The 17,960-nt window shown below is 68.3% G+C and carries 17 protein-coding genes and 1 CRISPR repeat array; of the genes, 7 read left to right on the forward strand and 10 right to left on the reverse strand.

Features of this window, described 5'->3' with window-relative positions; translation table 11 throughout:
- Nucleotides 1-351 precede the first annotated feature (351 nt).
- From NYF13_RS29965 to NYF13_RS29975, 4 genes are all read left to right on the forward strand, one after another.
- Complete coding sequence (locus NYF13_RS29965; protein WP_315661288.1) at nucleotides 352-1,155, forward strand: SAM-dependent methyltransferase; 804 nt, start codon at nucleotides 352-354, stop codon at nucleotides 1,153-1,155.
- Nucleotides 1,152-1,838 carry a helix-turn-helix domain-containing protein gene (locus NYF13_RS36835; RefSeq protein ID WP_396287764.1) on the forward strand — a complete coding sequence of 229 codons (687 nt, stop codon included), beginning with the start codon at nucleotides 1,152-1,154 and terminating at the stop codon, nucleotides 1,836-1,838. The genes NYF13_RS29965 and NYF13_RS36835 overlap by 4 nt, the downstream gene beginning before the upstream one ends.
- The gene (locus tag NYF13_RS29970; protein WP_315661289.1) at nucleotides 1,835-2,284 is read left to right on the forward strand and encodes an NUDIX domain-containing protein; all 450 of its coding nucleotides are present in this window, start codon (nucleotides 1,835-1,837) and stop codon (nucleotides 2,282-2,284) included. Before NYF13_RS36835 ends, NYF13_RS29970 begins: the two co-directional genes overlap by 4 nt.
- A 61-nt stretch (nucleotides 2,285-2,345) precedes the next feature.
- Entirely contained in the window at nucleotides 2,346-3,242 is an 897-nt protein-coding gene (locus NYF13_RS29975) for an inositol monophosphatase family protein (protein ID WP_315661290.1), read from the forward strand.
- A gap of 65 nt (nucleotides 3,243-3,307) precedes the next feature.
- On the opposite strand, the gene NYF13_RS29980 is transcribed toward NYF13_RS29975, so the two are convergent.
- On the reverse strand, nucleotides 3,308-3,457 hold the full coding sequence (locus tag NYF13_RS29980) for a hypothetical protein (protein WP_315661291.1): 150 nt from the start codon (nucleotides 3,455-3,457) through the stop codon (nucleotides 3,308-3,310).
- 60 nt (nucleotides 3,458-3,517) lie between these two features.
- Between NYF13_RS29980 and NYF13_RS29985 the strand changes: the two genes are divergently transcribed.
- Together NYF13_RS29985 and NYF13_RS29990 are read left to right on the forward strand one after the other, a co-directional pair.
- Nucleotides 3,518-4,528, forward strand: coding sequence for an SAM-dependent methyltransferase (locus NYF13_RS29985; protein WP_315661292.1), 1,011 nt, complete (start codon nucleotides 3,518-3,520; stop codon nucleotides 4,526-4,528).
- Between the two features lie 192 nt (nucleotides 4,529-4,720).
- Nucleotides 4,721-4,942: a helix-turn-helix domain-containing protein gene (locus NYF13_RS29990; protein WP_315661293.1), complete on the forward strand. Its 222-nt coding sequence runs from the start codon at nucleotides 4,721-4,723 to the stop codon at nucleotides 4,940-4,942.
- A 270-nt stretch (nucleotides 4,943-5,212) separates the two neighbouring features.
- Here the strand turns inward: NYF13_RS29990 and NYF13_RS29995 are convergent, their stop codons facing one another.
- The 9 genes from NYF13_RS29995 to cas3 all read right to left on the reverse strand — a co-directional run bounded on the left by NYF13_RS29995 (nucleotide 5,213) and on the right by cas3 (nucleotide 16,411).
- A complete protein-coding gene (locus NYF13_RS29995) occupies nucleotides 5,213-5,386 on the reverse strand; it encodes a hypothetical protein (protein ID WP_315661294.1) in 174 nt (57 codons plus the stop codon).
- Between the two features lie 235 nt (nucleotides 5,387-5,621).
- A CRISPR array of direct repeats spans nucleotides 5,622-6,627; the repeat unit is 29 nt; unit sequence CGGATCATCCCCGCGTCCGCGGGGAGCAC.
- Nucleotides 6,628-6,700: 73 nt separating this feature from the next.
- Nucleotides 6,701-7,111: a type I-E CRISPR-associated endoribonuclease Cas2e gene (gene cas2e / locus NYF13_RS30000; RefSeq protein ID WP_315661295.1), complete on the reverse strand. Its 411-nt coding sequence runs from the start codon at nucleotides 7,109-7,111 to the stop codon at nucleotides 6,701-6,703.
- Nucleotides 7,108-8,019: a type I-E CRISPR-associated endonuclease Cas1e gene (gene cas1e, locus NYF13_RS30005; RefSeq protein ID WP_315661296.1), complete on the reverse strand. Its 912-nt coding sequence runs from the start codon at nucleotides 8,017-8,019 to the stop codon at nucleotides 7,108-7,110. The genes cas2e and cas1e overlap by 4 nt, the downstream gene beginning before the upstream one ends.
- Nucleotides 8,020-8,057: 38 nt before the next feature.
- On the reverse strand, nucleotides 8,058-8,735 hold the full coding sequence (gene cas6e, locus NYF13_RS30010) for a type I-E CRISPR-associated protein Cas6/Cse3/CasE (RefSeq protein WP_315661297.1): 678 nt from the start codon (nucleotides 8,733-8,735) through the stop codon (nucleotides 8,058-8,060).
- Entirely contained in the window at nucleotides 8,726-9,463 is a 738-nt protein-coding gene (cas5e, locus tag NYF13_RS30015; RefSeq protein WP_315661298.1) for a type I-E CRISPR-associated protein Cas5/CasD, read from the reverse strand. Before cas5e ends, cas6e begins: the two co-directional genes overlap by 10 nt.
- Entirely contained in the window at nucleotides 9,460-10,596 is a 1,137-nt protein-coding gene (cas7e, locus tag NYF13_RS30020) for a type I-E CRISPR-associated protein Cas7/Cse4/CasC (protein WP_315661957.1), read from the reverse strand. The genes cas5e and cas7e overlap by 4 nt, the downstream gene beginning before the upstream one ends.
- Before the next feature lie 7 nt (nucleotides 10,597-10,603).
- Nucleotides 10,604-11,275: a type I-E CRISPR-associated protein Cse2/CasB gene (gene casB, locus NYF13_RS30025; RefSeq protein ID WP_315661299.1), complete on the reverse strand. Its 672-nt coding sequence runs from the start codon at nucleotides 11,273-11,275 to the stop codon at nucleotides 10,604-10,606.
- Complete coding sequence (gene casA / locus NYF13_RS30030) at nucleotides 11,272-12,933, reverse strand: type I-E CRISPR-associated protein Cse1/CasA (protein ID WP_315661300.1); 1,662 nt, start codon at nucleotides 12,931-12,933, stop codon at nucleotides 11,272-11,274. The genes casB and casA overlap by 4 nt, the downstream gene beginning before the upstream one ends.
- Nucleotides 12,934-13,591: 658 nt before the next feature.
- The gene (gene cas3 / locus NYF13_RS30035; protein ID WP_315661301.1) at nucleotides 13,592-16,411 is read right to left on the reverse strand and encodes a CRISPR-associated helicase Cas3'; all 2,820 of its coding nucleotides are present in this window, start codon (nucleotides 16,409-16,411) and stop codon (nucleotides 13,592-13,594) included.
- Nucleotides 16,412-16,694: 283 nt separating this feature from the next.
- On the opposite strand from cas3, the gene NYF13_RS30040 reads away from it, so the two are divergent.
- Nucleotides 16,695-17,696, forward strand: coding sequence for an IS481 family transposase (locus NYF13_RS30040; RefSeq protein ID WP_315661302.1), 1,002 nt, complete (start codon nucleotides 16,695-16,697; stop codon nucleotides 17,694-17,696).
- Nucleotides 17,697-17,960: the final 264 nt, after the last annotated feature.

Here is a 17,960-nt window from a genome sequence, read left to right on the forward strand (position 1 = left end):
CGTAGAGGTCAGAGGCTATGCCGCCTCACGGACGCCCCGTATGCGCCCCACCGCCGCTCTGGTGATCGACACGGGCCGCGCCGTTGACTGGGTCCATGGCCTGCGGTGATCGCCTCCGACCGGTCACCGCAGGCCATACCAGACCGGGCCTCAACCTCGAGGGAAAGCGAGCTGTTCCGGTGGAGATGCACGACGCGATACCCAGCCGAGCCCTGGCGGTGATCAGCCGGCCAAGCGTGGCGCCACCTCTCCTCATGCTGCACAAGGCCACTGTCGAACACTCGATCGCACCAGGACATCGCAGCGGCAACTTGGCCTCCCGGTTGTACATCTTGTGGTGGGAGAACGCCCGTGCCCACTGATACCTCGTCTCCAGCTACTCCACGATGGCCGACCCCCAGCCCTCTCGACGACGTCAATCCCAACATCGCCCGGACCTACGACTGGGCAGCAGGCGGCGATTTCAACACCGCGATCGACCGGGAATTCGGCGAACAGGTCAGTCTCGTTCTGCCCGTCGACCTCGTGGTCCGCCGCAACCTCACCTTCATTGCCGAGACACTGCACCACGCCTTCGACAATGGTGTGCGGCAGATCCTGGACCTGGGGTGCGGAATGCCCACCGGACCTGCCTGTCACCACCGCACGGCAGGACTCCCCGGACTCAGCGCGGTGTTCGTCGACTACGACCCCGTGGTCACCAACGCCTGCATCGCCACGCTGGAGGAACACCCCGATCCGAGCAGCGCGGTGCTCCACGCGGACCTTCGTGATCCCGACGCGGTCCTGTACAGCCCGCAAGTACGCGCGATCCTCGACCTGTCGCAGCCAGTGCTCGTGCTGGCCGCCGCAGTCCTGCACCACGTCCCCGACGAGCACTCGCCGGGCAACGTCCTCGCACGCTACCGCGACCGCGTGGCCCCCGGCAGCTACCTCGCGCTCTCCCACGTGACCGACCCCGGCGAGCCCGGGGACCGCCTGCGCCTGTCCGCCGCGAGGCGTCTGTTCCGCGACGCCGGCCACCCACTCCATCCCCGCATCGCTCTGGTCCTCAACGGTTGGCTGGCCGGACTTGATCCTGTACCGGTCGGCCAGCACGATCCCTTCCTGCACTTCGCCGCCGCCCGCATCCCAGCGCCTCAGGCCGCACGGTGACCAGCCCGGCGGCCAGAGCCGCCACCGCACGCGGACCACGTCGGCGGCTGCCCCCGCCGGGCCTGGCGGCCCGCTACGAGGCGGGTGCTTCGCTGAGGGAGCTGGCCTGCAGCTACCACATGTCCGTACGGACCGTTCGCGCTCTGCTGGTCGCCGCCGGAGTACGCATTCGCCCGCCCGGCCGCAGGACACGAACCGGGTCCGCCGGTACCTCGACGGCAACCGGCGGCCTCCCGCCCCGGAAGCGAGCCATGAAGCCCGCATCGGCGACCGTTCACCCGCTCCACCCCGGCGCGCCCGAACCCCACCTTGCAGCGGACGTCTCGATGTGGCCGTCGATCGACGTCGACGTCCCGCGCAGGCCGTGGACCCCGCCTCCTCTGGCGAGAGCCACACCCGGCCAGCCGTGCGTCGGGTTCACCACACCGGACCTGATCCACACGATCGACGACCGGCCCGTGCCTACCTGGACCGGCCAGTACACAGCGGCCATGACCCGGTGCGCCCGCGTGGGTCTCGTCGACGCGCCCGTTCCTTCCGGCGCGCTCCCGTGCCCTGACTGCGCACCAACGCTGGCCCCGGCTCCTGCTCCGTCCCTCGCACGGGCGGCCGGAGACAGGCCGGAACTGCCCGAGGTCCACGGCCGACAACATTCCCGCCCGCCGACTGTGGAAGCGCCATGACCAGTACCCCTTACGCGTTAGGCCCGCTTGTCGCTGTGTACGGCCTCGTCGGGCACGACGATCGTCTTCTGGTCCTCAGCGATCCGGGCGCCGCCACGCACCGGCTGCCGGGCGGCCTCGTACGACCCGATGAAGCTGCCGAAGACGCGTTACGGCGTCTTGTCGGCGAACAGGCCGGTAACCCGGTGGCGCACTGGGACTTTTCCGCTCTCGTGGAATTGCGCGGCGATCGCGGGAGCGCCACTCCCCCGGTGTTCGAGCTGGCGCTGCTGTTCGACGTGACCCTCACCGATGCCGGTGCGATCAAGGCCGGTCGCGGCGAAGCACGCTGGGTCACCGACGCCGAACTCGGCCAGCTCGACCTCCGGCCCGCCCGGCTGCACGACCGGATGCGTCGCGATGGCCTCACCGGCGACGGCCACCCGTGGTGGCCTGACTGTTCCTGACCGGACTTCGACCGCCCTCCGCTCGGCGCGCCCGTGTCGCCACGACCCCATCGAAGGAACCATGTCCTCGGCACCCGATCTCACCGCCGCGCTGCCGGTAGCCCACGCCGCGATCGACCTCGCGGTCGAGCACGTGCTCAGCCACCCACCCCGCGCGATCCGGTACAAGGGCGACCGCACCCCGGTCTCCGAAGTGGACGAAAGCGTCGAGCAGCTTGTCCGCCAGCGGCTCACTATCCGCGCGCATCACGACATCGGGTTCGTGGGCGAAGAGACTGGACCGTTCGGCAACCGGGACACCTACTGGGTGCTCGATCCCATCGACGGCACGATCAACCACCACCACGCCAACCCCCTGTGCGCGATCGCGCTCGGCCTGATCCACCAGGACCAGCCTGTCCTCGGCGTCACCGCGTTGCCCTTCCTCGGCCACCGCTACTGGGCGGCCCACGGCCACGGCGCCCACCGCGACGACGGCCCGGTCAGCGCCTCATCTTCCGCCGCGCTGAACACGGCCCTGGTCGGGCTCAGCGACTACGGCAGCGGCCCCGACGATGGACTGCGCGACGTGCTGTGCGCCGCGGTCGACCACGAACTCACCGCCCGAGCGCAAGGGCTGCGCCGGTACGGATCCTCGGCGCTGGACCTGGTCTGGGTCGCCGACGGCACCCTGGATGCCTGCGTGCTGCTCGGCAACCACACCTGGGACACCGCGGCCGGCGCGGTCATCGCCCGCGAGGCCGGTGCCCTGGTCCTCGACGCCGACGGCAGCCCGCACACGACCAGGTCGCGCTGCGCGATCGCGATGACGCCGAAGCTACGCGACGACATGCTGCCGCTCATGCGGGTACTGCGAGGCAGCCGCTTCTGGCCCGATCACGACGCACCCGACGCCGTCGAACAGCCCACCGCACCTGCCGGTCCTGGAGGTTCCATGACCAGGACACGACCGTGGTAACCGTGCCTGCTCAGCGCTGCTCGTCCGGCCTACCGCAGCCTGCTTCGCGCCAGGCCGGCGACTGTTCACCCGGTCCCGCCAGCCACGATGTGCTCACGCGATACCTGCCCAGCCTTGGAGACCTGCCTGCCCCGGAACTCCTGGGCCTCGACGCAGAGCGTGCTGCCGCACTCAAGGTCGCCCTGCAGCATCACCACCGCACCGACGAGGAGCACCTCGCGCTCCTGAATCGGGTCTTGCGGGCACTTCGCCGCATCTGAGAAGAACGGGTTCCCGTGACTGCATACGACATCCACCATGAAGCTCTCGAGGCGAGCAGCGCGGTCACGTCGCGGCCTCGCTCGGGGAAGGTTCACCGGCGACTCCGCGAGCAGCGATTCTGGACAGCGCTGCCACCGGTGAACGCGTGCTATCCGCACGTGGCCCGGGTGGAGGTCGCGATCTCCGACCCCGGTGACCGGGTCCGGACATGGCTGGCCGACCGCGAGGCCGCCGAAAAGCTGGTAAGAATCGCACCTCAGACCACGACTGCGCTCCATCGGAGGCACCTGTTCACATCCCGGGTGATCGAGCACGCCCTGTCGCTGGGCATCACGCAGTTCCTGGAGCTGGGGTCCGGAGACCCGCACATCAGCGCCGCGCACGCCACCGTCAGCCGAGCCCAGACCCACCCCGCGCCAACGATCGTGCTCGTCGACCACGACCCCATCGTCTACGCGCGCGCATGGGCAGATGAACAAGAGCGGCCCGAGCAGTGGCGGCGGTCCACGTTCGTGGAGGGCAACGTCTTCGCGATCGGCGCAATGCTCAACAGCCTGACCGCACAAGGGCTACTGGATCCCAGCCAGCGGGTGTGTGTTCTCGCGGTCGACATCCTGCACTTCGCCGAGCCCGAGATCGACATCCGCACCGTCCCGCGACGCCTCGCCCGCCGCCTCGCCCCCGGCAGCCTGTTCGCCGCGACGCATCTGACCGCCGAGCCCCTCCCCGCACCCGCGAGCACCACCACCCGGACCAGGCTGCGCACAACCACGACCGAATGGTGCCGGGCACATCACCGGTGCGCCCGTCCGTACCCGCGCCCTCGGAGCCATGCCGACTTCACCGGCCTGTTCACCGGCCTCGACCTGCTGGCCCCAGGCATCACCACCCCCGGGCACTGGCCCGCACCCGACAACACCCACCGGCCTCGGGCGCCCTACACCCTGGCCGCCGTCGGCCGCGTCCGTACCCCGCTGTCGAGCCAGACATCTCCTGACCCCCGCAGGCGAGCACACGAAGGCTGAACCCGGCTCCCCGAACTCCCGCAGCCCCGGCGCCGACCGGGTGTCGCGGGACCGGTGCACCCAGCACGGCCGAGCCCGCACCACCAGGTCCGGATCAGTCCCCGGCACCGCCGCAACCACATCGCCGTGAACGAGCAACAACACGGCAGCTCAGACTGTCCCACTACCCAGGAATGAACAGGAGCGAATGACATGACAGCGAGCAACACGTTGAGGGGAAAGCGCATCACCGGGCAAGCCCGGAGCCAGATGGCCGCAGACCTGAAGAGGCAATACGAAAAGGGTGCCAGTATCCGCGTGCTGGCCCAAGCCACCGACCGCTCGTACGGCTTCATACATCAGGTCTTGCGGGAGTCCGGCGTGGTGCTGCGCGGGCGTGGCGGCGACGTTCGAAGGAAAATCTCCGTCTCATAGGCCGGAACCCTGCTTGACGGGTGTGACTACAGGCGCTAATCGGCATCGCGGTCACAGCGCGACCTGGCAATCTCTTCGAACGACAGGTAACGGCTGGCACCAAAAACAGGTGATAGTTTGCACGGGACGGGGAAGCTCCTCGCTCGATTGCGCTGCCCGGAACGGAGAGGACATCGCTGCCGGCCGCACGAACTCTGCCGCAGCGGGCGTGTGACAGTCCGCGATGGCGATCAGGTCGGCGTCGGTGCTGGTCGGTGGGCGTCCGTTTGGTCAGGTTGGTTTGCGGACGAGGCCGGTGTAGGAGGTGACGGTGAGGGTGGCCAGTGCCCATAGGGCCGCTTGCAGTACCCAGAGCGCGGCGAGGATGGCCTGTCCGCGTCCGGGTTCGGTGTCGATGTCGCATCGGGTGCGGACGCCGGTGGCGCCCAGGGGCAGGCCGCGCATCCCAACACCCCGCCGAGCCGATGAGCCTTGGCAGGCCGCGCTTTTGCCCGCACATGAAGATCGTGAGCGGTGAAGGTCTCTAACACAGTTGTTGGCGCCTCTTCGCAGATACGTCCTGTGCCAAGGCTCAACCGCGCGGCCTGGCCCGCGCGGCCAGCTCAGATCAGGAGTTCGTAGACGGCACGGTGTTTGCCCGATCCTTTGTAGTCACTGACCTGCCCAACTTCCGGGTGGCGTCTGGGACTCCCCGTCCGAGGGGAGCACACATCTCACTGTCGCTTCTCGCTGGAAGTGGCGGAGGATCATCCCCGCGTCCGCGGGGAGCACTTGTATGCCGATGCCGCGCGTCGGCTGTCCGACGGATCATCCCCGCGTCCGCGGGGAGCACTCTTCGTCGGGCTCCGTGCTGGCGGCGGCGTTCGGATCATCCCCGCGTCCGCGGGGAGCACCACAGCTCCAGCGTCGGCCCGCGCTCCACGGTCGGATCATCCCCGCGTCCGCGGGGAGCACGCCACGACACCACCACCGGAGGGTGGTAACCCCGGATCATCCCCGCGTCCGCGGGGAGCACGCTGGTCATGGCGGGCCTTCCTAGTCGACGTTCGGATCATCCCCGTGTCCGCGGGGAGCACGGGTCGGAGGCAACTTCGGCCTGATCGATGGCCGGATCATCCCCGCGTCCGCGGGGAGCACGGCCCCGTCAAGGCCCGCAGGTACCATTTAGCCGGATCATCCCCGCGTCCGCGGGGAGCACACGGTGAGCGTGCCCCACAGCGCGGCCAGTCCCGGATCATCCCCGCGTCCGCGGGGAGCACGATCGAGAGGTGGTGCGGACCACTGGTCCCCCCGGATCATCCCCGCGTCCGCGGGGAGCACTGCAACATGATCGGTTCCTACGCCGACCTCGACGGATCATCCCCGCGTCCGCGGGGAGCACGCACGTCACCGAGCTGCCCACCGGCGAACTCGCGGATCATCCCCGCGTCCGCGGGGAGCACCCTGTGGTCAGGCTCCAGTCCCGCACGAACTGCGGATCATCCCCGCGTCCGCGGGGAGCACGAGGTCGTGGAGGGGGTGGGTGGGGTCGTCGGCGGATCATCCCCGCGTCCGCGGGGAGCACGACGAGATTCGCGCGTGCCTCGAAGACGTCGACGGATCATCCCCGCGTCCGCGGGGAGCACGGCGCTGGACACCGCGCGCGCCTATCACCGGCGGATCATCCCCGCGTCCGCGGGGAGCACACTTGTTGACCTGCAGTGATACGCGGGACATGCCGCTTTTTGCTTCGGTTTCGTCACGCGACACTGAATACGTTCAGTCCTTTTTGCGAAATTTGCGGCGTGTGTTGCGCCGCTTCCAGACAGCCTCATCACGGGTCGTTGCGCCTTCGGGAGCTTCTCCGGCCGGTGTTGTGTTGTTGCACCTGCGGGTCTTTCCTGGCACGTAGTCAGGCGCGGTCTGTCGGCGCATCAGGGTGATGCCGTCGAAGTCGACGGGTGTCCAGTCGTGTCCGTGCACCTGAAACTCGAGCCGCTGCTCACCCTGCGTGGCGTACACCATCAGGGCGCGGCCGTCAGCCACGTACTCGACGATTCTGTCCCACATGAGTTCGCGTACTCGGGCTGATACGAACCCGACGTATACGCCGGGGCTGATTTCGAGCAGCCATCGGGTCAGGTGCCCGCGAAGACCTGGCGGTACTGCGGTGAGAACGATGACGGTCACGACTCGTCTCCGTAGGACACTCCGCCTGAAACAGGTTCCTGCCGTTCATCCCACAGTGATGCGATCGCGTCGATTTCGAAGTACTCGAAAGTGTTCGTGTCGTCGGAATCTTCGCCAAGGAGAAGGAGCTGGATGTCATGGGCGCATCGCTGCAAGAGCTTGCCTTCGTGGAGTGCGTCGCGCATCTGGCGCCTGGTTTCGCCGGCGACGTCGAGGCTCGACCCGGCGGCGATTTCGAAGGCCGCGGGGATCGTGATGTCGGCCTTGTACAGGTCCGCGATGTCATAGACGAACGAGCGGTGATGTCCTGTGTGGACGAACCCGAGGGCCGGCGAGCAGCCGAGTGCGACGATCACGGAGTGGACGACCCCGTACAACGCTGCGTTCGCCGCGGACAAGGCCTGGTTGATCGGATCGCTGTTGTCCCAGTCTGCCCGGTCGTAGCTTCGACCGGTCCACTCGACTCCTGTCCGTTCCGCATGTTCCCGATAGATTCTGCGCACCCGCGTACCTTCGCGACCGCGGAGCTGCTGCATGGTCAGCTCCGATACGTTTTCGTCGGGAAACCGCATCTCGTACATCGTTCGCGCGATCCGCAACCGAGAGCGTGAGTTGCTGACCGCTTCGGCCTGCGCCTGCACCAGGCGCGATGTGCGGGCCAGTGATGCGCCGTGGGCGTAATACCGGACGCCACGTTCACCGACCCACACCACCGTGGATCCGCTGTCGGACATGAGCGCGATCGCCTGGTGGGTGATGGTCGTGCCGGGTCCCAGCAGCAGGACCCCCACCGCCGCGGCCGGGATGTGCACGGTGCCGCGTTCGTCCGTGGCGGTAATGGCGTTGCTGTCCCGGTTGATGACACAGCGGTCCAGGTACACGAACGAGATCCGGTCTGCCGCCCGCACGAGCTCCTTCGGGGACGTGGGCCGGCGACCGACGGTGCTCACGACATTCCGTTCGCAGCAGGGCGGGCCAGCGTCAGCAGGCCACAGCCGTAAGACTTGGCCCGGCCGATCCCGAACGTCAGCGACCGCTGCATCGCCGGAATGTCGAGGATCTCCAGGTGGCCTTCGAAGGTCGCGGTCGAGATGGTGACCTGTGTACCGCCCCGTCCGAAGCGGCGGACGTTGCGGTCGATCACGGCCAGGTCTGGTTCGGCCGGGTCAGCTGGGCTGGGAACGATGCGGAATCCGAGGCGTTCGGCGCGGGCGAGCAGCCATTGCTGTTGCTGGGCGACGGTCACGTGGCCGAGGGGTTTGGTGTCGCTCCAGCCGTCGCAGCGTCCGGATCGGACTGGGTTGGCGGTGAGCCGGAACTGCCAGCGCTGGCCTGCGCGCAGACTGCCCAGCATTCCGTCGTAGGCGGCGGTCTGCCAGGTCTGGATGGTCGGCCAGCCAGCCTGCTCGACGAGGTGCGTGAGATCCGGCTTGTCCGGGCTCGTGATGAACAAGAGCACCCGGTGGGAGCCATGCGTGTCGACCCGCCACAGCACTCGTCCGTCGTCGGTGGGACGTGCATCGGGGAATGCGGCGAACACGGCTGCGTGCATGGCCTGCGGGGAGGACAGCAGCTTCTGCGCTCCTCGGCGCCGTGGGTTGATCTGCATTTTCGTCAGGAACACGCCTCGCCTCCCAGCAAGCTCATCGGGTCGTGCTCGGGCGGCGACTCGGCCGTGCCGTGCGGGTTGGTGACGTCCACGATGTCGCGCACAATCGGCCGCCAGGCGTACTGGCGCCGGTTGGGGTCGAAACTCACCGGGGTGTCCCGAATGGATTCGGTCGCGACCTCGCCGGGATCGGCATCGCGTACGGTGGCGAGCTGGACTACCCGGTCACGGCGCTGCTTCTGAACGCGGGTGCTCGCCAGCCACGGCCAGGTCACGAGTGCCTCGTCCAGTGACACGTCCGAGACACCCAGCGCGAGCGGGCCGGCAGGCGGGCAGGAACGGCGTCCGAGATACAGCGGGAACTCCGGTCCCCGCACCGCCCCGTCCAGGCTCTCGACGATCGAGCGGTCGCCTTCCACCACGGCCAGGAAGACGGCGTCGGCGAGGTAGTAGCGAGCCGAGAGCGGCAGCGACTGCCACGTCAAGGTGCCGGCACGGTCATAGCGGGGACGTTGCGCGGTCTGGAAGTCACGCATCAGCTCCCCCGGCTGATCGATCCGCACACCGAGCCGCAGGTGCAGCAGGTCTTCCAGCGGATCGGTGCGGCGGATTCCGAGGGCGGCTGCGAGCAGTCCGATGACCCCGCTCTTGGTGGGGGCAGTCTCGGTGGTGCGGCGGACGAAACGGCTTCCCACGCCCCAGGACTGCATCGGGCCGGCCAACCGCAGGGCGACGACGCTCACGACGGCTCCGTGAGCCGTGCCGCGACGAGTGCACCGAGTTCGGTCACCAGCTCCGGCAACGCAACCTTCGTGCCCAGGTCGTCGAGCGCGGCAGTGTCGGCACCGACCCGGGTCACCCAGGCCGCTACGGGCTCCTCGGCATAGCTGGATGCGATCTCCCGGGCCTCGTCGCGCAGCGCTTCCGCAGCGGCCTTGATCCGGCCGCCCTTCTCCAGCTCACGGACCGGGTTCTCGAACGCGCCGACCAGGTTGATCGGCTGGCGGTCACGAACCTGCACGACGACCGCTTCTGGCAGGGTGCGATTGGCGAAGGTGTTCTGTTTCCCGGTCGGCATCGACCGCACGAACGCCTCGACGAACGCGTCCACCGCGCGGCGTGTCGCGTCGAGGTCGCCGAGGTTGTCGAGCAGGCGGTTGGCGTCGACGGTGGCGTATCGGTAGAGGGTGGAGGAGTTGAATTCGACGGTGCCGATCATGCCCGCACCGGTCTCGTCCTCGGTGTTGCGGTCGTCGACCGCGGTGAAGTAGTCGAATTCCGTTTCCACGGCGTGCACGGACAGTGCGTGCGCGACCTGGGCTGCGGCGTCCACGTTGATGTCGGCCTGGTCGGCGACCATACGGCCGAATAGGGCCACGTCAACGGAGTGGTCGCGATCGGCGAGGTCCTTGACCTTCGCCGCCTTCAGCGCCTTCGCCACATCGTCGGCGCCGGCGGCCTGGATCGCGGCGTCGGCCAGGTTCTGGATCTGGCGTGTGCTGAGGAAGACGAGGTAACCGGCTTCCTCGGCCGCGGTCTTGTCCTTGCCGGTCTTCTTCGGCGCCTTCACCTCGATGCCGACCGCGCGGAACGTCTCCGCCGCGAGCTGACCAGCCCGTGCCTCCAGTTCTGGTGCTCGCGTGGTGATCTCGGAGGCCAGCAGTTCGACGATGCGTTTGGTGCGCACGCCCAGCTCGGAGCTGTCGAGGTGATCGCGGAACGCGACGCGGGTGGCGCGTTTCCACGCCTGGCTGGACACCCGGGCCCGGAGGACGCCGCCGTAGGTGGCCGTCTTCGGGCTGCCGGTGTCGTCGCGGTTGAGGTTGCTCGGCGGCACGGTCTGCAGGATGTGGATGTCGATCAGGGTGCGGTGCACGAATGCCTCATTTCTCAGGGTCGGTCGATGCGGCGGCCGGTTCGGGGTCGTCGTCCTGCGGGGTGTTATTGCGGTAGAACGCGCGGCCCCACGCCAGCCGCACGGCCGGTGCGCCCCCGGGCGCGACCAGCCGCGCCAGGTCATCAGCGAGCAGGGCGTAGTCGAGGCCCTGACGCTCGGTGCGCAGCAGGGAGATCAAGCCGCGGAGGTGGGTGAGGACTTCCGCGATCGATCCGGCGGTCGCGGCGGCCATGAACCGCCGGGTCACCGCGTCCTCGCTGCGCTGTCCGCTGGAGCGCAGCCGTGCCATCGCGGATCCGAAGGAGGTCCCTGGCACGTGTGCGGGGGCGGCGGAAGACTGCTGGTGCAAGGCATACAGGGTGAGCGCGGCGTGCGCGGCCTGCTCGGCCCAGTTCGGCTCATCTCCCTGCCAGGACAGGCTCTCCGGCACCGACCCGACGGTGAGAGCCCAGATCTCGGGGACGCTCCCGGCTGGCTTACCCAAGCCGCGCCGCAGCCGCGCAAGGTCGGCCCGCGCGGCCGGCGAACCGCGGAGATAGTCCCGCTGCAGCCGGTCGATCCGGCCGTCCAGGGCCCGGCCGAGCGGCCCCAGCCGCCGCGGGCGCTGCGCTGCCGCCGACGAGCCGTTGTCGGGCACGTCGGTCGATGTCGTTGTCATCCAGCCACCTCCACGGGAGCCTTCGCCTCGATGTAAGCCAGCGGCAGGACGCCGCGAAGCGCGTTGTTGAACCACACCTCGGCCAAGGGCACGTTCACCAGGCGCTGATTCACCGGCCGGCCCGTCCACGCCGCCGTCGGGGCACCCGCGACCAGCTCGTCTCTGATCGGCCAGCACGCAGCACGGACGGTGCGCTGCCACCCTGAGCGAGCCTCGACGAGATCGCAGCCGGGCCGCAGGCCGGCCAGCCACGTCCGGTACGGCTGCTCGAGGGCGGCGTACAACCGTTCCTGCGCCGCAGCACCCGCGCCGGATTGCGGTGGGGCGCCGGCTGCCTGAGCCAGGTTCTCCGCCAGCCGCCACACACAGCTCGCGGCCGAGTTGGCGTCGGTGACCGCGCCGTCCGCCGTCCGCCCCGCAGCGGGCCGGCCCTGCCGCAACAGCACCGCAGGCAGCGGCAGCAGGTCGTCGAGGATCTCCGCGCACGTCGCGTTCTGCGCGCCGTACTCCATCCCGTGCACCCGCAGCCGGACGACAAAAGTGTCCGGCAGGTGACCTTCCTCGATCAGCTCGCTCAGCCACTGCAGCACGCCGGGCGCCAGTAGCCGTGCCGGGTCACCGCCGGTGCTCAGGCGCGGCGAGATCGACGGCAGGAGCGCCGCGAGGCCTCGCCACACCGACCGGCTCGGGTCGTGGCGGCGCGGCATGTACACCGGGTGCCCGGCCTTTTTGCTCTGCGGCTCGCTGTAGCGCCACGCGGTATGCGGTTCGACGTTCTGCCGATTCTGCGGCGCCATCCGATCACCGTTGGCCAGGACCACCCCCGTCACACCGTCACGGCTCCCCTGCAGCCGGACCCGGCGGGTCTGCCAGGTGTAGCACTGGATAGCCCCAGCCACCGGCCGCTCCTCGGCCCAGGCGGCGCCGTCCGGATCGCACTCCCAGGGCGGCACATCTGCGGCTCCGCCGACGCGCACATAGGTCTCCGCATCACGGGCGATGAGGTTCAACAGCAAGGTCTCCCGGATGTCGGCGCCTTGGGCCAGCACGCCACCGATCTGGCCGGACCAGCCCGGCCCGATCGGGTATCCCTTGCCGTTCTTGACCTGCCGGTCGCCCACCGCACCGGACTTGATCCCCGACGGGTCGAACGCCTGCACATGCACCAGCCACCGCGCCGCCTCGGCCGCGGTGATCCGGGCGAGACTGGCCGCCGAGCGTGTGGTGAACAGCGGTTCGCCGTTCGGGACGTCCGCGACGATCTTCTCCAACCCGGACACCTCGTCCTTCGCCGTCCGCAGCCCGGCCACCTGAAAGAACGGGACCCCAGCGTCGAACAAGTCGAACCGATCCCGCACCCGATCGGCATAGGCGTGCACCCGTTCCATCGGCAACGCCGGCTGCTCCCACAACGCTGCCCAGGCCGGCTGATCCGCCGGGCCGTCGAGGGCGCGGTGCAGGAACGCGACCAACAGCCGGGTGATCGCGAACGCCTGCGTCGGCACCTCACCACCGATCACCGACAGCGCATGCGACTGCTCGAACACCTCGAGGATCGAGACATCCCTCTCCTGCCCATCGCCGGTGAGCACAGTGATCCACGGTTCGTCCAGCAGATTGAAACCACTCGAAGCCCGCCCACTAGCCATCATCCTCATTGATACATCTCCGTTGTCAGAGCCAGCAACGCAATGGATACTCCACGGTCAGGACCACCGTCAGGCAAACACACGAACACCAAATCAGCAGAGGACCCGGTTCAACCACACAGCGCACCGCACAAACCCAAATCTCCACACAAGCAGAGCAGGAACCAACGTCACGATCACCCAAACTGGATTCATCCCATGCACAACAGCCCGGGCTGCAACGAATAGCGAGGCGGAGGGCAAAAAGGCCACCCCGGCCGCCACGGACAAAATCGTCAACGATCTGCTGGTGAACAGACATTCACACTGGCACGTACCGGGTTGCGGACGCAGCTGCGCAACACCGTCCTGATCTACACTGGCCATCGTCTTCCCCTGTCGCCGTATCGGACTGCACACGGGAAGAAGGGCGGCCTCGTTCCAGCGAGGCCGCCCACCTCACGGTGGACGTCCCGCCCTTCTCCATCCCCGCCTGACGCGGGGACCACGAGCACCATCGGCCGACGCCCAGCATTCGGCCCGGGTCACCCCTGTCCTCGCCCACAGGGAACAGCCGCCCGCGTGCGAGACGATGCTAGCACTAGCATTCGGCCCTTTGATTTTGATCGCCGTATGCGGCGCCATACTAACCTGCCTGCGGAAACGCCGAGGCAGGCGAGTGTCCTGGTTAGTTGGCACGGTCGAGCACCTCCAGTCCTCGTTCCGGGGTGTAGCGGACCCGGCGGTCGGTGATCTGGCCGTATCCGTCACGGTCGACGATCAGGGCGGGCTGGCAGTAGATGAGCGGCGAGTCCTCCCAGGCCGGCGGGGTAACCTGCCACAACTGCTCCTCGGCCTCGGCATTGCTGAACGTCAGTGGCAGCCGCAGCACGCACGACGCCATCGCCTCCGCAACCGTCTCCGGTGGAGTGTTCGCCCGGGGAATCGACAGCCGGCCGTATCCGTCCGCGAGCCAGCCCGGCGTATGCCAGTCGCCCGATCCGTCGTCGCAGACCACCAGGACTTCCAGACTCGGCGCACCGTCCCGTACTTGCCCGCGGCCTTCCTGTGTGTCGTCGACTTCACCCACTCCGGCCGAGACCCAGCCGCTGATCGCCTTGCCCGGCGGGCTCGGGTTCGCGATCTGGAATGTCTCCGCTCTGCTCTCGCGTCGCGCCGCGCGATCCTGCGCCAACTGCCGGGCGGCGTTCATCGCGTCCTGCCATCGGTCGGGGCCCACGGGTTCGGCCATGTAGGCGCGCTGGACGAGGGGCGCGATTTCGTCGGGAAGCCGGATGCCCGTGCCGAACCGTTCTCGCAGCACAGCGGCGGCGCGCAGCAGGGTGTGCGCGGAATAGACGTACCGCTGAGCTGCCTGCTCCAACTCCGGCGGATCCTGGGTGAAGTCCGCACCCGCCACGAATACCCGAGCCGTCTGCAGTTGAGCCGGCCGATCGGACTGGTTTTCACCGCGCTGGTGTCGGTGCAGCCGCCCAATTCGTTGCAGGACCAGGTCAAGCGGAGCGAGGTCAGTGATCAGCAGGTCGAAATCGACGTCCAGGGACTGCTCCACCACCTGCGACGCGACGACGATGTGCCGGTGCGGCCGCCCGAGCGCACGGTCCGGCGGGCCGAAACTGTCCAGCAGCGCCTTGTCCTTGCGCATCCGGTCCGCGGCGATGAACCGGGCATGCGTCACCGTCACCTCGCCCGGGAACTCCGCCTCCAGACGGTCGGCCGTGTCCAGGACACGCCGCACGGTGTTACGCACCACCAACGCCGTTCCGCCGTCGGACAGCCGCTCGCGCAACAATTCTGTGAGTTCGTCCAGATCGTCGAGTCCGCTGGCGAAGGTCTCGACCCGCACGTCGGTCGACCGGCCAGACGGTCGAGCAACCCGCGACGACACCGACGCACCCGCGGTCCAGGTCAGCACCGGATAGCCGATGTCACCATCCAGACAGCTCAGATCCGCGGGGCTGCCCGGGGCCTGGCCTGCCCTGTACGCCCGTGCCAACGCCTGGCGCTGCGCCGCGGGCAACGTCGCCGACAACGCGACCACCGGAACCCGATAGGCCCCGAGCCAGGTGAGCACCTTGGTCAGATACGAATTCATGTACGCGTCGTAGGCATGGATTTCGTCGATCACCACGACCTTGCCCGCCAACGCCAGATGCCGCAGCATCAGGTGCCGCGCCTTCAGCCCCGCGAACAACACCTGATCGATCGTCACCACGGCGAAATTGGCCAGCAGTGCCTTCTTCCGCCCAGACAACCAGCCATGCGCCGCCACAGCATGCGCGCCATTACCCGGCGCATCATCACACCCGATCTCCGCCAGCCGACCCGCCCGCACCAAGCCCTGGAACAATCGGTTGAACCGCGCTCGACCATGCCCCAGCATGATCGAACCACCGACCCGCTGCTCAGCCGCGGACATCGCGTCCAGCCACGCAACAACCCGGTCGAACATCGCATCGCTGGTCGCCTGCGTCGGCAACGCCACCAACACCCCGCCCGCGCCCCACCTGGCGGCCAAGATCTCCGCCGCCGCCAGCGCGGCCTCGGTCTTGCCCTCACCCATCGCCGCCTCGACGATCAGCAGGCCCGGCTCGGGCATGCTCTGCGCCACCTCACACGCCGCGATCTGCACCGGGCGAGCTACCGCCCCAGCCGGCAGCCGAAACCGCGTCGCGAACAACGCCCCCGTGTCCGGTATCTGCGGCCGCCACGGCTGCGGAAGGCGCAACGTCGCCAGCGCCTGCCGAACTCGCTCCGAAGAATCCGCCAACGCTGGCAACGGATCATCATGGAACGGCAGCAGGTCACTGTTGCTCGCGATCCAGTCCGACACGATCACTACGGCTGTGGCCAGCACCTGAAATTGCGTCGTCAACTCGACGGCCCGCCAGGACTCTAAATACCGGTCCGCGCCGGAATGGCTCGTCATCCATTCGGCCAATTCGACCTGCACAGTCGTCCAGCGGCCCTCGCCGTACAACCACGGCACACCCACCGGCGTCGCCGCCCGCTCCGCATCGGCGTCCGGCGGAACCCCGTGATGGCCACCCAGCACCACACCCCACGTCCGGGCCGCAGACCTCGACCACCCTTGCCTGACCAACCAGCGAACCAGCAGATGATGGCCGGCAACCGAATGGTGAGCTGCATACCGCTCAGGCAAAGCCCCTTTACTCAACGGCATGTACAGGCCGTAGTCACACATCCGCTGCGCAAGCAGCGTGCACTGCACGGCGAACGCCGGTGTCGCCTTACCCAGATCGTGCAAGCCGGCCAAAAATCGGACCGCTGCCCGCGCCTGCTCGACATCACCACCAAAATCTGCGGCAAGCAACCGGACCACGCTCGGCGCCAGCCAACCCCCGAACAACGCATCCGCGACCCCAGCTGCGTCGTCCAGGTGCTGCCACAACGGCAACCAGCCGCCGCCCTCATCCACCGACTTCGCCCAGACCGACCGTCCAGCCGCACTCACCGACACCGGCACCGCCCACCTCCAAGCAGACCTTCGAGAGCGCGCACTATCGCACAAGCCACCGACAAAAACCGGCAGGCACGCGACTCCAACGCAGGAAGCCCGCCTACACATCAGGATCCGCTCTCCAGACGAGCCTCTCCTACGAATCAGATATCTCATTAGCGGCTTGCCAACTAGCTGTTGCGAGTCGTGACGTTGGTGACGCGGGCGAGGGCCTGAGGCGAGGGACGGGTCTTTCGGCGGCAGGATGAGAAGTGCGACCCACTCGTCCGCCGAACAGAAAGACCCGTCCGTGCACCACCGTAACGCCCCGCTATCTGTCGAGGGCCGCCGCCGGCTCGTCGCGCGCTGTCGGACCCGCCCGATCGCCCACGTCGCCGCCGAGATGGGCATCTCCCGCCAATGCGCCAGCAAGTGGGTCAACCGCTGGCGCCGCCACGGCGATGCCGGCCTGCTCGACCGACCCAGCGTCCCGCGCCGCCAGCCCACCGCCACGTCGGCGCAGGTAGTGGTCCGGATCGAGCAGCTACGCCGCCAGCGGAAATTCTCCGCCCGACGGATCGCCACCGAACTTGCTGCCGAAGGCATCACGATCTCGGTGCGGACCGTGGGCCGGCATCTGCTGCAGCTGGGCCTGAACCGGCGCCGGTTCCTCGATCCAACCGGCGCCACCAACCGGGCGCCGAGGCGGATCATCGCCCGCTGGCCCGGGCACATGGTCCACCTCGACGTGAAGAAGACCGGCCAGATCCCCGACGGCGGCGGCTGGCGCGTCCACGGCAAAGGCAGCGACCAAGACCGTCTCGTTGCTCGGGGAAAAACCCGAGGCCAGCGGCCCCGCTACACCTACCTGCACTCCGCCGTCGACGGCTACTCACGCCTCGCCTACACCGAAGCGCTGGCCGCTGAGAAGGCCCGGACCGCTATCGGGTTCGTCCACCGGGCGCGGGCGGTCTTTGCCCGTCACGGCATCACCCACATCCACCGCCTGGTCACCGACAACGGGTCCTGCTACCGCGCGACAGACTTCGCCACCGTCCTGCGCGGAGCACGGCATCAGCGGATCACGCCTTACAATCCACGCTACAACGGGAAGGTGGAGCGCTACAACCGGACCCTGGCCGAAGAATTTCTCTACGCCCACGTCTGGGTCAGCGAAACCCACCGCACCGCGGCACTGGCAATCTGGAACATCCACTACAACTATCATCGGCCCCACACCGCCGCCGGAGACCAGCCACCAGCGTCCCGACTCCACGCCGGCGTCACCAACGTCACGGCCTCATACAACTAGCAGAAAGGTATGACTCACGATCACCGCACAGCAGGCTGATGCCCAACCGCGCAGAACGCAGATCCTCCCAACTCAATCATTCTCGGCAACGACCTTTCACCGAGTGGCCAACCCAGCCCCGTCGCGCCGACAGCGGCCAACCACAAGTCGTGCTAACTAGTCTCCGGCGGCCGACCAATCGTTACGGCGACTCAACGACACGTCCGCCTGTCCGCTCCGTCTGGGGACGCCGGAGCACAGCCCTTCTCGCGCCGTATGGACTGC

This window comes from Amycolatopsis sp. PS_44_ISF1 (genome assembly GCF_032335455.1).
GTDB lineage: Bacteria > Actinomycetota > Actinomycetes > Mycobacteriales > Pseudonocardiaceae > Amycolatopsis.